10 protein-coding genes are annotated in these 14,922 nt (G+C 65.9%); 8 read left to right on the forward strand and 2 right to left on the reverse strand.

What is annotated here, in order from left to right; translation table 11 throughout:
- Positions 1–66: 66 nt before the first annotated feature.
- Together ACP7A5_RS02185 and ACP7A5_RS02190 are read right to left on the reverse strand one after the other, a co-directional pair.
- Positions 67–1,173: a glycosyltransferase family 4 protein gene (locus ACP7A5_RS02185; protein WP_426040362.1), complete on the reverse strand. Its 1,107-nt coding sequence runs from the start codon at positions 1,171–1,173 to the stop codon at positions 67–69.
- Between the two features lie 176 nt (positions 1,174–1,349).
- Positions 1,350–2,429, reverse strand: coding sequence for a site-specific DNA-methyltransferase (locus ACP7A5_RS02190; protein WP_425991291.1), 1,080 nt, complete (start codon positions 2,427–2,429; stop codon positions 1,350–1,352).
- Positions 2,430–2,538: 109 nt separating this feature from the next.
- Here ACP7A5_RS02190 and murC point away from each other — a divergent pair, with 109 nt between their 5' ends.
- From murC to lpxC, 8 genes are all read left to right on the forward strand, one after another.
- Positions 2,539–3,972, forward strand: coding sequence for a UDP-N-acetylmuramate--L-alanine ligase (gene murC, locus ACP7A5_RS02195; RefSeq protein ID WP_426040363.1), 1,434 nt, complete (start codon positions 2,539–2,541; stop codon positions 3,970–3,972).
- 184 nt (positions 3,973–4,156) lie between these two features.
- Positions 4,157–5,068, forward strand: a complete 912-nt coding sequence (murB, locus tag ACP7A5_RS02200) for a UDP-N-acetylmuramate dehydrogenase (protein WP_426040364.1) — start codon at positions 4,157–4,159, stop codon at positions 5,066–5,068.
- A 24-nt stretch (positions 5,069–5,092) separates the two neighbouring features.
- Complete coding sequence (locus ACP7A5_RS02205; RefSeq protein WP_426040365.1) at positions 5,093–6,031, forward strand: D-alanine--D-alanine ligase; 939 nt, start codon at positions 5,093–5,095, stop codon at positions 6,029–6,031.
- Positions 6,019–6,912, forward strand: a complete 894-nt coding sequence (locus ACP7A5_RS02210; protein ID WP_426040366.1) for a cell division protein FtsQ/DivIB — start codon at positions 6,019–6,021, stop codon at positions 6,910–6,912. The genes ACP7A5_RS02205 and ACP7A5_RS02210 overlap by 13 nt, the downstream gene beginning before the upstream one ends.
- A 33-nt stretch (positions 6,913–6,945) precedes the next feature.
- On the forward strand, positions 6,946–8,283 hold the full coding sequence (gene ftsA / locus ACP7A5_RS02215) for a cell division protein FtsA (RefSeq protein WP_426040367.1): 1,338 nt from the start codon (positions 6,946–6,948) through the stop codon (positions 8,281–8,283).
- Between the two features lie 182 nt (positions 8,284–8,465).
- Positions 8,466–11,816 carry a TonB-dependent receptor domain-containing protein gene (locus ACP7A5_RS02220; protein ID WP_426040368.1) on the forward strand — a complete coding sequence of 1,117 codons (3,351 nt, stop codon included), beginning with the start codon at positions 8,466–8,468 and terminating at the stop codon, positions 11,814–11,816.
- A gap of 242 nt (positions 11,817–12,058) precedes the next feature.
- On the forward strand, positions 12,059–13,606 hold the full coding sequence (ftsZ, locus tag ACP7A5_RS02225) for a cell division protein FtsZ (RefSeq protein WP_426040369.1): 1,548 nt from the start codon (positions 12,059–12,061) through the stop codon (positions 13,604–13,606).
- 182 nt (positions 13,607–13,788) lie between these two features.
- Positions 13,789–14,688, forward strand: coding sequence for a UDP-3-O-acyl-N-acetylglucosamine deacetylase (lpxC, locus tag ACP7A5_RS02230; RefSeq protein ID WP_426040370.1), 900 nt, complete (start codon positions 13,789–13,791; stop codon positions 14,686–14,688).
- Positions 14,689–14,922: the final 234 nt, after the last annotated feature.

Here is a 14,922-nt window from a genome sequence, read left to right on the forward strand (position 1 = left end):
GCGCCCCCGCCTGGCACCAGCCTGGCGTGCGAATGCGATAGGACAATGGCCGAGGCGAGGTTAGGTTCAGGCGGAAACCGCAAAGCTCCGGTCTTCGTGAAGCGGAACCACCACATCGTCCAGGATCGCTTCGGCGTAAGGCTTCTTCGCCAGCAGGTCGCCGTAGACATCGAGATAGCGCCGGGCCATCGCCGCAGCCGAGAACCGCAGCTCGAAACAGGCCCTGACGGCCTCGCGGTCGAGCATGGGTGCGCGATCGGCGGCGGCTACGGCCTGCTCCAGGGTATCGACCAGGAAACCTGTCGCGCCGTCCTCGATGATCTCGGTGGTCGAGCCGCAGCGGAAGGCGACGACCGGCGTCCCACAGGCCATCGCCTCGATCATCACCAGGCCGAAGGGCTCGGGCCAGTCGATCGGGAAAAGCAGGGCCTCGGCGCCCCCAAGGAACTCCGACTTCTGGTGATCGCCGATCTCGCCGATGAACTCGATCAACGGGTTGCCGTCGATCATCGGTTTGATCCTGGTCTCGTAGTAGACCCGGTCCGCCGCATCGACCTTGGCCGCCATCTTCAGCCGCTTGCCCAGCTTGGTGGCGATCTCGATCGCCCGGTCGGGACGCTTCTCGGGCGAGATGCGACCGAGGAAGGCGAGGTAGCCCTTGGACTTCGGCGAGAAGACATACTGCTCCGCCGGCATCCCGTGGTGAACGGTGGCCTTCCAGTTGGCGAATGCCAGGGGGCGCCGCTGATCGTCCGAGATCGAGACCAGACCGAACTGCGGCCAGCGCTCATAGACCTCGGGCAGGTCCTTCATGTCGAGCCGCCCGTGCAGGGTGGTCAGGGTCTTGTTCGCGATCCGCTCGAAGAACGGGAAATGGATCATGTCAGTGTGGAAATGGATGACATCGAAGTCGTCCGCGCGACGCAGGACCTCCGCCAGCATGCTCATGTGCGAGGCCAGATCCGACTTGAGCGGCGCCGGATCCAGCCGGATCGCCTGGTCCCGGACAGGCACCAGCCTGGCCCGGGTCTGGGCCTCTGCCGATGCGAACAGGGTCACCTCATGGCCCAGATCGATCAGGGCGTCGGTCAGGTGGGCGACGACCCGTTCGGTGCCTCCGTACAGCTTGGGAGGGACGGCCTCGTAAAGCGGAGTGACCTGGGCGATCTTCATGATGGCTTACTCCGACCCGCTCAGCCGGGCCGTAGACATCAATGATATCGCAACGGCGCAGTTCCCTGAGGAACGAAGAATTTCAGCAAGGATTGCGGTGCGTTAGCGCGGACCCAAGGTCCGCTTTCCGACACTTCTGCGATCCGCCTCAAGCCGGTGCAGGACCTGGTCGAGGCTTATTGCATCCCAGCCCGCACCTCGGCGCGCAGGGCGTCGATCGAGCGCAGGCCCGTGTCGGTGCGGAAGCGCCAATAGGTCCAGCCGTTGCAGGCCGGCGCGTTCTCGAACAGCGCCCCCAGCTTGTGGATCGAGCCTGTCATGGCCCCTGATACCAGCGACCCGTCGGCCCGGACGCGAGCCTCGCGCTCGCCCTTGGGACAGTAGAGGACATCGCCCGGCGACAGCAGCCCGGCCTCGACCAGGGCGCCGAACGGAACCTTGACCTCGGCGCGTTTGGAGCCCGTGACCACGAGGTCCTCCGGCCGGGCCGGGATGACCGCCTTGATCCGCGTCTCGGCGACTTTGGCGTATTCGGGATCGCGTTCGATGCCGATGTAGTGACGGCCCAGCCGCTTGGCGGCCGCGCCGGTGGTTCCCGTGCCGAAGAAGGGGTCCAGGATCACATCGCCGGGCCGGGTCGCGGCCAGGATCACCCGGTGCAACAGGGCCTCGGGCTTCTGGGTTGGATGCGCCTTCTTGCCGTCCTCGCCCTTGATCCGCTCCTCGCCGGTGCAGAGCGCAAAGGTCCAGTCCGAGCGCATCTGGGTGTCTTCGTTGAAAGCCTTCAGCGCGTCGTAGTTGAAGGTATAGCGCTTCTGCTCACGGCTCTTGGCGGCCCAGATCAGGGTTTCGTGGGCGTTGGTGAAACGCGTGCCCTTGAAATTCGGCATCGGGTTGGTCTTGCGCCAGATGATGTCGTTCAGCACCCAGAACCCGAGGTCCTGGATCGCCGAGCCCAGGCGGAAGACATTGTGATAGCTGCCGATCACCCAGATCGAGCCCTCGTCCTTGAGGACGCGGCGGCATTCCTTCAGCCAGTCGCGGCAGAAGGAATCGTAGGCGGCGAAGCTGTCGAACTTGTCCCAGTCGTCATCGACCGCATCGACCTTGGAGTTGTCGGGTCGAAGCAGGTCGCCGCCCAGCTGGAGATTATAGGGCGGGTCGGCGAAGACCATGTCGACGGACTTGTCCGGCAGGGACCGCAGGATCTCGATACAGTCGCCCCGGTGGATAATGTCGGTCTTCAGGTCAGTCACGGATACGCTCCCGGGGAGTGGAGCCTGAACTAGTGAATCCTTACGGTTAAGGCGGAGTTGATTCCGTCACACTCGTGCATTCCCGAAAAGCCGTCGCTATGACGCAGGGATGATCGCTCGCCTTCGCCCCGTTCCGTTCGACCTCGGTCCCGTCCACTTCGTCGGCATAGGCGGGATCGGGATGAGCGGCATCGCCGAGATCATGCTCAAGATCGGCTATTCGGTTCAGGGTTCGGACGCAAAGTCGTCGGCGAACACCGAGCGGCTGGCAGCTCTGGGCGCCAGGATCTTCATCGGCCACGACGCCGCCCATGTCGGCGACGGCGTTTCCGCCGTCGTCTTTTCCACGGCGGTCAAGGCGACGAACCCGGAGATGATGATCGCGCGCGAGCGTCGCATCCCCCTGGTCCGCCGGGCCGAGATGTTGGCCGAGCTGATGCGGCTGCAGTTCTCGATCGCTGTGGGCGGCACCCACGGCAAGACGACGACGACCTCCATGGTCGCAGCCCTGCTGGACGCGGCGGGTCTGGACCCGACCGTGGTCAATGGCGGCATCATTAACGCCTATGGCACCAACGCCAAGGTCGGTGACGGCGACTGGATCGTGGTCGAGGCAGACGAGTCGGACGGCAGCTTCCTCCGCCTGAAATCCACCGTGGCCATCGTCACCAACATTGATCCGGAGCACCTGGACCACTACGGCGACTTCGACTCGGTGCGGAAGGCGTTCTGCGACTTCGTCGAAAACATCCCCTTCTACGGCTTCGCCGCCGTCTGTCTCGACCACCCCGAGGTCCAGCGGCTGGTCGCCCAGATCGATAACCGCCGGATCGTGACCTACGGCATGAACCCTCAGGCCATGGTCCGCGCCGACAACTGCCAGATGAGCCCGGACGGCTGCCGGTTCGACGTCGTGATCCAGGGGCGTGGCCTCGCCGCGCTGGAGGAGCCGGTGCGGATCACCGGCCTGCACCTGCCGATGGCCGGCTGGCACAATGTCGCCAATGCCCTGGCCGCCATTGCCGTGGCGCGGGAGCTGGACGTCTCGGACGACGCGATCCGGTCAGGTCTTGCGGCGTTCGCGGGTGTGAAGCGGCGCTTCACCACCACCGGCGTGGTGGGCGGCGTGCGCATCGTCGATGACTACGGGCATCACCCGGTCGAGATCGCCGCCGTCCTGAAAGCCGCCCGCCAGGTTGCCGAGGGACGCGTCATCGCCGTGGTCCAGCCGCATCGCTTCACCCGGCTGCGCGACCTGATGGATGAGTTCTCGACCAGCTTCTCGGATGCCGACAGCGTCATCGTCGCCGACGTCTACGCTGCGGGTGAGGCGCCGATCGAGGGCGTGGACAAACAGGCGCTGGTGGACGGCATCCGTCGCTACGGCCACCTTCGGGTCTCGGCGCTGGAGAACGCCGCCGTCCTGCCACGCGTGATCGCCGAGGAAGCCAAGGCGGGTGACGTGGTCGTTCTGCTGGGCGCCGGTGACATCACGGCCTGGGCCTACGCCTTGCCGGCGCAGCTGGAAGCGTTGGCCCAGTGATCTCTTCTTCTTTCGTCATCCTCCGGCGCGAAGCGACCGGGGGACCCAGCGGCGTGCGAGAGCGCGAACCTGTCGCCTGCACCCTTGTTTCCAACATCGTGCCTGCACAGATCGCCTTCGGCGCCGCTGGGTCCCCCGGTCTCCGCTGCGCTTCGCCGAAGGATGACGAAAGGGGAGGGCACGCATGAGCTGGCGTGACACCCTTCCTGCCGTACGCGGCAAGCTCCTCGTCGATGAGCCGCTGGCGCCCTTCACATGGTTCCGGGTGGGCGGCGCCGCCGAAGTCCTGTTCATCCCGGCTGATGCCGACGATCTGGCCGCATGCCTGAAGGCCATCGATCCGGCCGTACCTGTCACGGTGCTCGGCGTGGGTTCGAACGTCATCGTCAGGGACGGCGGGATCGAGGGCGTGGTCATTCGTCTGGCCGGCCGTCCCTTCGTCGGCATCACGACCGAAGGCGACACGATCACGGCCGGAGCCGGCGCGCTGGACGCCATGGTCGCCAAGGCCTCGGCCAGGGCAGGGCTGGGGGGGCTGGAGTTCTACGCCGGCATCCCGGGCACGATCGGCGGCGCCCTTACCATGAACGCCGGCTGCTATGGTTCCGAGACGAAGGACATCCTCGTCTCCGCCTGGGGTCTGACGCGGTCGGGCGAGCGGGTCGACTATTCGCTGGCCGACTTCGGCTACACCTACCGCCACTCCGAGGCGCCCGCCGACATTATCTGGATCGAGGCTGTCTATCGCGGCACGCCGGACGCGCCCGAGGCGGTCGCCGCCCGCATCGCCGAGATCACGTCTCGCCGCGAACAGACCCAGCCGATCCGGGAAAAGACCGGCGGCTCGACCTTCAAAAATCCACCCGGCCATTCGTCGTGGAAACTGGTCGACGAGGCGGGCTGGCGCGGAAAGCTGCACGCCGTCAGCGGTGGCGGCGCGAAGTTCAGCGAGCTGCACTCCAATTTCATGATCAACCCGGGTGAGGCGACCGCCGCCGACATCGAGGGATTGGGGGAAACTGTCCGCGCCGACGTTCAAAGTAAACTCGGCGTAAACCTCGAATGGGAGATCAAGAGGGTCGGCCGACCCCTGTAACCGCAGAACGCTCCCAGAACCCAGATGACCCGTCCCCTGTCAGAACTGCACGTCGCCGTCCTGATGGGCGGACTGTCCTCCGAAAGGGACGTGTCGCTGTCCTCGGGCGAGCAGTGCGCCAAGGCCCTGGAAGGGCAGGCGGCCCGCGTCACCCGCATCGACGCCGGCCGCGACCTGGCCCAGGTGCTGGCCGATCTGAAGCCCGACGTCGTCCTGAATGCGCTGCATGGCGAATGGGGCGAGGACGGCTGCGTCCAGGGCATCCTCGAGACGCTCCAGATTCCCTACAGCCATTCCGGCGTACTGGCCTCGGCCCTGACGATGGACAAGGACAAGACCAAGGCCGTGCTGGGCGCGGCAGGGGTCAAGGTGCCGGGCGGCGGGCTGTTCGACCGGCGCGAGGTGGCGCGTCGCCACGTGATCGAGCCGCCTTACATCATCAAGCCCAATGCCGAGGGGTCGTCGGTCGGCGTCTATCTGGTGCTCGCCGGGGCGAACGGCCCGCAGACCGAGGTCGGGGCCGACGACTGGACCTATGGCGAGAGGGTGATGGTCGAGCCCTACATTCCGGGCAAGGAGCTGGCCGTCGCCGTGATCGGCGAGGTGACCGGCCCGCGCGCGCTGACCGTCACCGACATCACCCCGGTGAAAGGCTTCTACGACTACGAGGCCAAATACGCGCCTGGCGGATCCGTCCACAAGCTTCCAGCCGATCTCCCCGCTCATGTTTTCGAGGCTGCGCTTCGGGAATCCGAGCAGGCGCATGCCGCGCTGGGGTGTCGGGGCGTGTCGCGAACCGACTTCCGTTATGACGATGTTAAGGACGAACTGGTCCTTCTGGAGGTCAATACCCAGCCCGGCATGACGCCGACCTCTCTGGTTCCGGAGCAGGCCGCCTACGTCGGGATGGGTTATCAAGATCTGGTCCGGTGGATGGTGGAGGACGCCTCATGCCCGCGGTAGTTCGCGGCGGTCGGCGCGCGAATGTCGCGCCTGCGCCCAAGCGAAGCGGGGGTCCGAAAGGGCAGGGCGGGCGCTCGCGCGGAGGCGCGCCTCGCAACGCCGGCGGCGTTCCCGGCAAGATGGCCGCGCTGGGCAAGCTGGATCTGACTCCGCGCGCCGTTGTTCTCTCGATCTGCGCGGGATTCGGCGTTCTGGCCCTGGTGCTGGCCACCGGCGCCCGGGCCGAGCGCATCGGCCAGTCGGTCACACACGGCATGGACCAGATCACCACCGGCATGGGGTTGAAGCTCCGCCGTGTGCACATCACCGGCGCCTCGGCCGAGGCAACCCCCGCGATCCAACGCGCGCTGAACGTTGAGGCAGGCCAGCCGATCACCAGCCTGGATCTCGATGCGTTGCAGGCCAGCATCCAGGCTGTCGGCTGGGTCAAGGAGGCGCGCGTGGTGCGACTGTTGCCCGATACCTTGATCGTCGAGGTCAGGGAACATGACCGCCTGGCTGTGTGGCAGACCGGCGGGCGCGTCTTCGTCATCGACGGCGAGGGCCGCGCCATCCCGGGCGCCGACGCCGGACGCTATCCGGGCTTGCCGCTGGTCGTCGGCGTCGGAGCGGACAAGGCGGCGGGCGACATCCTGCCTCTGCTGACGCAACGTCCCCGGTTGATGAGCCGGATCGACGCCCTGGTGCGTGTCGACGAGCGCCGCTGGGACCTGCGACTGAAGGACGGCGGCATCATTCAGCTGCCGGCCGTCAAACAGGAGGCGGCCCTGATCCAGCTTGACGCCCTGGACCAGCGCGAGCGGCTGCTGGAGCTGGGCTTTTCCCGCATCGACCTCCGAACCGAGGGCCAGGTCGCGGTCCGGCCGGGCGCCGGCGTCTAACAACACACAGTTTCGAGTAGGGCGGCAGGCATCATGGCGGGCAAGAAGGCGGATCCGACGACGGAAGCGGCCAGAAACGACGGCCGTGCGGCGGCGCGCGCGCCCGTGGTCGCCGCGCTTGATCTGGGCCAGTCCAAGGTCGCCTGCTTCATCATGAAGCCGGACGGCGTGCGTCACGCCGACCGGACCATCCGCGTCGCCGGGGCCAGCCACGTCCAGTCCAAGGGTGTGCGCGGCGGGGCCATCGTCAACATGGACGAGGCCGCACAGGCCATCGGTCACGCCGTCGAACGCGCCGAGCGCACCGCGGGCGCTCCGGTCTCTGGCGTCATCGTCACCACGGCCATCGGCCAGATGGCCAGCCATCGGGTGCAGGCCCGCGTCTCTCTCGGCGCCAACCCGGTCAGCGACGCTGACCTGGCCCGGGCCATTGGCATGGCCTTGGCCCAGATACGCCTGCCTAACCGGAGGCCGATCCACGTCCTGCCCATCGCCTGGTCGGTGGACGGCGCGCGTGGAGTCCACGACCCGCGCGCCATGCGCGGACATTCGCTGGGCCTTGACCTGCTGGTCGTGTCGATGGCGGAGGGGGCCTTCGCGTCCTTGAGCCACTGTCTGGAGCTGGCGCACCTCGACCTCCAGGGCGTCGCCGCCGCGCCGGTGGTCTCCTCGCTCGCCTCGCTGGAAGAGGACGAGATGGATCTCGGCTGCGTCTGCATCGACATGGGCGGCGGTTCGACCTCCGCCGCCGTGTGGGGCGGCAGGTCCTTGCTGCACATCGAATCACTGAATGTCGGCGGCGATCATGTCACGGCCGACATCGCGCGCGGCCTGTCGACGTCCAGGGCGGGCGCCGAGCGACTGAAGACCCTGCACGGCTCGGCCATGGCCAGCGCCAACGAGGACCGCGAGATGCTCGAAGCCCCGCCGCGCGGCGAGGACGCCGGGTCTGGCCCGGTCATCGTGCCCCGGGCCATGCTGAAGACGGTGATCGCACCGCGTGTTGAGGAGACCCTCGAACTGCTGCGCGACCGCCTGAGGAACGCCGGCGTCGGCCTTGAACCGGGCGCGGGTCTCGTGCTTGCGGGCGGAGCCAGTCAGCTGAACGGCGTGCGAGAGCTCGCTGTTCGCGTTTTCGACCGTCCTGTCAGGCTCGGCCGTCCCCAGCGGGCGCCTCACCTGGCGGACTCGGCGGCAGGCCCGGCCTTCTGCGCGGCGGCCGGCGTCCTGTTGCGCGCCGCCTATGGTCCTCGCGAGGCTGTTTCCGCCAGAAAGCTGATGTCGCGCCAGATTACCGCTGCCGACGCCCCGCGTGTCCAGGGCGGAAATCTCGTAGCACGGGCGGCCGGCTGGTTACGCGACAACCTGTAGAAGATTCGGACTTCAAACCCTGTGTGTCCTTGGTGTGTCTGAAGTGTAACAAATCCGAGTTCCGATTGCCGCAGTCGCGCCCCAATGGTTGCCGTGGCGCAATTCTCTGACTAGCAACGCCCCTGAACGGTCAAACTCGCAGAAGTCTGCCGCGCGTCATTCAGTCATCGGGGCCAAGCACCATGCTATCCACACGCAATTATCTCTTCGGAACCACCATCCTCGCGGGCGTTCTGACGCTGGCCGCCCCGGCGTTCGCTCAGTCGACCCAGCCGGCCCAGGACGAAGAGTCCGTCCAGGTTGAAGAAGTCATCGTCACGGGGTCGCGTATCCGTCGCGATCCGACCACCGCTGCGACCCCGCTGATCCAGGTCAGCCGCGAAACCCTGTTGAGCACCGGTCAGACGACGGTCATCGACTACTTGGCCACCATCCCGGCCCTGTCGAACTCGCAGGTGCCTTCCGACACGACCGGCAACGCGCTCGGCGCGCTCGGTCTGTCGCTGCCAAATCTGCGCTCGCTGGGCGCCGGCCGGACCCTGACCCTGGTTGACGGCCGCCGCCATGTCGGGTCGTCGACCGGCTCGCTGGCTGTCGACGTCGACACCATCCCCCGCCTGCTGATCGAGAACATCGAGATTGTCACCGGCGGCGCATCGTCGGTCTATGGCGCCGACGCCGTGTCCGGCGTGCTGAACTTCATCCTTCGCAAGGACTTCGAAGGCCTGGAGATCGATAGCAACTACGGCATTATCAACAAGGGCGGTCAGGAGACCACGGGCCGCATCTCGGTCCTGGCTGGCGTGAACCTGTTTGACGACCGTCTGAACCTGTACGGCTTCGCCGAGTACGACAAACAGGACGACGTCAACGCCGAATCGATCGAGTATTTGGCCAACGCTTGGGGCTTGGTCGGCAACGACGCCGATCCCACCGCTGCGGGCCTGTCATCTGATGGCGTTATCGACGTTCTCCTGTATCGTGGCCTCCGTCAGATTCAGATCCTGCGCGGAGGCCAACTGACGATCGCCAATGGCGTGCGCCCGAGTCCGCTGAACGATCCGGACGTGCCTTCCGTCGCTAACAACTGTACGCTGGCCAACGGCCCGCTGACCGCTGACTGCTTCAACCCGCGCCCCGGCCTGACCTATGTGTTCAACTCGGACGGCACGGCGCGCTTGGCCGATTTCGGCCAACGCGTCGCCAACACCGGCCGATTCCAGGGAACGAAAGTCGGCGGTGACGGCGAAAACCCTGCTCTGTTCAACCGTGAATCGATCTTCCCCCAGTCGGAATCGCAGCGCTATCAGGTCGGCGCAAACTTCGCCCTGACCGACCGGATCAACCTGCACGCCGAATACAAGTACGTCATCGAGGACAGCTTCCAGAACGGCGGCCCCGCCTTCGCGGATGTATACTTCACCAACGCCCTCTCCCTTGCCTCGCAGCAAACGCCGGTTCTGAACGCGCGCACGTCAAGCCCGACGGCGTTCCTGACGCGTCTCGACAACGCCTTCCTGCCGGCCAGCATCCTGGCCCAACTGCAATCCAACATCGTCCAGCCTTGGGCCAACCCAACCGGTACCGCAGGCCAGCCGTCTGGCGATACCCCGAGCGTGGCGCTGACGCCATTCGCGGCGGCATGGGGACGTTACACAGCCTGGAGCCGTGATCGGATCCAGGAGAACACGCGGGAACTGAATCGCTACGTCCTTAGCGCCGACGGCACCGTCGACGACATGGGCTTCCTCCGCGACATCAACTGGGACATCGCCTACACCCGCGGTGAAGTTAACAACGACAACACCGAATATCCGGTCGACGGCTTCCGCTACGCCCTCGCCTTGGACGCCGTTCGCGACACGGCCGGTGTGCTGGGTACGCCCAACGCCATCGTATGCCGCGCGCGCCTTCTGACGGCCAACGGCGCGACGATCGCCAACCAGAACACCGGCGCCGCAGCCGGTTCGGCTGGCGCGCTGACCGCGACCAGCCCGGAAGTGGCCCAGTGCCAACCTTACAACATCTTCGGTGACGGCGCCGCCAGTCCGGCGTCGATCAACTACATCACCCACAAGACGGGCGTCAGCGAAACCAATACCCAGGAGAACGCCATAGCGTCGGTCTCGGCCACCGTTGGCGACTACTGGGGCGCCGGTCCGATCGGCGTCGCGTTCGGCGCCGAATACCGCCGTCAGGAAACCACGGGCACCGGTCGTACCCGTACTGCTCAAGGCCGCTGGCTGCTGAGCAACATCGGCGACGACTGGGGCGGCAACGCCAAGTACGACACCCGGGAGGTCTTCGCCGAAATCGCCATCCCGCTGTTCCGCGACAGCTGGCTCGGCACCTTCGCCGAGTTGAGCGGCTCGTACCGTTACTCGGACTTCTCGACGACGGGCGGCAACGACGTCTACGGTGTGAACCTGGTCTACCGTCCGATCCCGGAACTGGCCTTCAAGACCAGCTTCAACACTTCGGTTCGTACGCCTGACCTCGGTGAGCAGTTCGGCCCGCGCGTGCAGACGTTCGCCACGATTACGGACCCTTGTGACGCTCAACAGATCGCCAACCTGGCGGATCGCACCATCGCGAACCAACGAATCGCCAACTGTACCGTGCAAGCGGCGGCGCTCGGCCTCGGCGGCGTGTTCACCTTCACGGATCCGAACGCCACCAACGCTTTCCGCCCGATCTACAGCTCAAGCGTCTCGGGCGCCCTCGCGGGCAACCTCGCACTGAAGCCGGAGACCTCGCAGTCGTTCACCTTCTCCACTGTCTACAGCCCGCCTATCTTCCCGGGCCTGAACGTTTCGCTCGACTACTATGAGATCGAGATCAAAGACGTGCTCGCGACCGTTACGGGCCAGACCTCGGCAAACCTGTGTGTCAACGGTCCGACCCTGAACGACATATTCTGCAACGTGATTACCCGCTCGCGGGTTGACCTGCCGGCACCGAACGACGATCGGTTCAAGATCACGGACTTCCTGCAGGCTTCGTTCAACTTCGCCAAGCGTACGACCCGCGGTCTGGACTTCACAGCTACCTACTCTGCCGATCTTGCTGACATCAGCCCGTGGGATCTGGGTCGCATCAGCGCTTCGGTTCGCGGCAGCTGGCTGTTGGAACAGAAGAACTTCAACAACATCGCGAACCCGAACGACTTCACCGAGTCGTCGAGCCTGCTTTTCTTCCCGCGCGTCCGCATGACGACGTCGTTGAGCTACAGCCCGACCGCCAACTTCTCGGCGACCTGGAGCATGGACTGGCAAACGGCTCAGGACATCGTGCAGAGTCGGGATCAGGTGAACAATATCGACGCGCGTCCGAAGGAATACTACAACACCGGAAACTTCGCCCGCCACGACCTGCAGTTCCGTTACGGCATCCGGGACGACCTCGACCTCCGCTTCGGCATCACCAACGTCGGCAACGCCCAACCGGCTCCTTGGGTGGGTACGGCGCTGAACTCTAACTTCGACCCCTACGGCCGCCGGTTCAACGTCGGTTTCAACTACCGCCCTTGGTAAGGGGTTCGGTCAGGACCAAAACGGAAAGGGCGGCCCTCGGGTCGCCCTTTCTTTTGGCCGAAACCTCGATTTTTGCCGTCACGCTTGGGGACAGGGCTGGCCAGTCGTCCGACTCACGCTATCCGGTAACCTTCCCTTAACGACGGTGAGCGATCCTTAACGCGCTCATAACCAATGCGGATCTGCGGGGACTACGCACTGGACGTTCAAGGGGCAGGGTCGGAAAAAAGGTCGGTTTGGATATGTCTCTCTCGCTGGTGCGGCCCTCGGCCACGGAACTGAAGCCCCGGATCGTCGTCTTTGGCGTCGGCGGCGCAGGCGGCAACGCGGTCAACAACATGATCGACGCCGGCCTCGAAGGGGTCGAGTTCGTCGTCGCCAACACCGATGCCCAGCATCTGTCGTTCGCCAAGACCGACCGCCGCATCCAGTTGGGTGAGACGATTACGCAAGGCCTGGGCGCCGGCGCACATCCCGAAGTCGGCATGAACGCCGCCGAGGAATCCGCCGACGAGATCCATGCGCACCTCGAGGGCGCGCACATGATCTTCATCACCGCCGGCATGGGTGGCGGCACCGGAACCGGCGCGGCGCCGATCATCGCCAAATGCGCCCGCGATCGCGGCATCCTGACCGTCGGCGTCGTGACCAAGCCTTTCACCTTCGAAGGCCGTCACCGCATGCGGCTGGCCGAGGCTGGCATCGCCGAGTTGCAGCGCTACGTCGACACCCTGATCGTCATTCCGAACCAGAACCTGTTCCGCGTCGCCAATGAGCGGACGACCTTCGCCGACGCCTTCGCGATGGCCGACCAGGTGCTGCACTCGGGCGTCCGTTCGATCACCGACCTGATGATCCTGCCGGGCCTGATCAATCTCGACTTCGCCGATGTGCGCGCCGTCATGTCCGAGATGGGCAAGGCGATGATGGGCACCGGAGAGGCCTCCGGCGACGACCGCGCCCTGCTGGCCGCCCAGAACGCCATCGCCAACCCGCTGCTGGACGAGACGTCGCTGAAGGGCGCCAAGGCCGTGCTGGTCAACATCACCGGCGGTCTCGACATGACCCTGCTGGAAGTCGACGAGGCCGCCAACGCCATCTCGGCCGAGGTGGACGGTGACGCCAACATCATCTTCGGCGCAGCCTTCGATCCGGCCCTAGACGGCAAGATCCGCGTCTCGGTCGTGGCCACCGGCATGGACGAGGTCGCCACCGCCAAGATCGAGCCCGCCACCACGCGCCAGACAGCCTTCCATGATCCGCGTCATGCGGCTCCGGTCGCCGAGGCGCCCCGTGCGCGTGAGCCCGTCCGTCGCGAGCCGGTCCGCGCCGAAACCTATCGTGCGCCTGAGCCCGAGCCCGTCGTCCCGACCTTCCAGATGCCCGAGCCCGTCGCGCGTGCGCCTGAGCCCGTCATTCACGTCGCTGAAGAGCGCACCCTGACGCCGATCGTCGATCCGTGGGTCGAGGCCTTCGAATCCGACCATGGCCGTCAGCCCGCCGCCACCGCCCAGGCTGACCAGGGTGACTTGTACATGGACCGCGCCCCCGCAGCCCCACAGCCCGCCGACTACAACGAGCCGGTCTACGACGACCGCGATCATCGCAAGTCCGGCTGGAGCCTGTTCGGCAAGAAGCCTCGCGCCCAGACCGCCTACGCCCCGGCGGCCAGCCCATCGCGCGCCCAGCCCCAGATGCGTCAGACCGCCCAGCCTCTGCCGGAAGCCGAAATCGCGGCCGCTGAGGATGATCTCGAAATCCCGTCGTTCCTGCGTCGTCTGGCCAACTGATCCGGCGCACGACCCCTTTGAACGCCCCGGGGAAACCCGGGGCGTTCTGCCTTACGGTCAAGGTTAAGGCGGCGGAAACAATTCGAAACCCGACTTTGGTTTTCGCCTTGCTGCACTGCGGTTAGGGATCGACCTTCCGCTCATGCGTGCTTCCGCGCGCCGGGCTTCCAGTGGAGTAAACCTTGCCGCCACGCCCCGATCATCGCGAACGGACGCTGATCGCCCCCGCCATCTGTGCGGGCGTGGGTGTGCACACCGGGCAGCGGGTTCGCCTGGCCATTCGTCCGGCGCCAACCGGAACGGGCATCGTCTTCGTCCGCACGGATGTCATGGATCGTGACAATCGCATTGTCGTGTCCGGCGACGCCGTGGTCGATGCGCGGCTGAACACCATGATCGAGAACGCGGCCGGGGTTCAGCTATCGACCATAGAACACCTGATGGCCGCCTTCTGCGCCCTGGGCGTCTCCAACGTGATCGTCGAGGTCGACGGGCCCGAACTGCCGATCCTCGACGGTTCGGCCCTGCCGTTCGTCCAGTTGCTGGACCGCGCCGGCTTCCGTCGCCAGGAGGCCCCGGTCCGCTACATCGAGATCCTGGAGCCGATCCACGTCACGGACGGCGACAAGCATGCGGCCCTGTATCCCTGCGACCGCTACGAAATGCGGTTCGAAATCGACTTCGACAGTCCCGTGATCGGCAACCAGATCGTCGATTTCGTCGTCGACGAGCAAACCTTCCGCGACGAGATCATGGCCGCCCGCACCTTCGGCTTCGCCCATGAGGTCGAGGCCCTGCGTCAGGCCGGTCTGGCGCGCGGCGGTTCGCTGGAGAACGCGGTCGTCATCGACGGCAACGACATCCTGAACCCCGGTGGCTTGCGCATGGAGCGCGAGTTCGTGCGTCACAAGGCGCTGGACGCGATCGGCGACCTCTATGTCATGGGTGCGCCCTTGCTGGGCCGCTACGAAGGCTACAGGGCCGGTCACGCGGTCAACAACCTGCTGGTCCGCGCCCTGCTGGCCGCCCCCCACGCCTGGCGCGAGGTGGTTCTGGAGCCGCAACTGGCCCAGGTCGGCTAGGGTTCTCCGGCCTAAGAATTTATTCTCTGGATCGTCTTGTGCTGGACGCGGTCCACGCCCATCTGCATGGGCGGTCGTTGACGGGGCTGATCCGCTCCGGGCCGGGGAGGGCGCGACTCTGTCGACTCTGTCGACTCTCTTTTTCGGAGTCGCACAGGGATTTCGCCGGGGCCGAATCCGATCGTAAAACCACTCACACTTTCCGGGATGAGGCCCTAGTGTCCCGGCCAACCG

The sequence above is a fragment of the Brevundimonas sp. TWP2-3-4b1 genome, from assembly GCF_049897665.1.
Lineage (GTDB): Bacteria > Pseudomonadota > Alphaproteobacteria > Caulobacterales > Caulobacteraceae > Brevundimonas > Brevundimonas subvibrioides_B.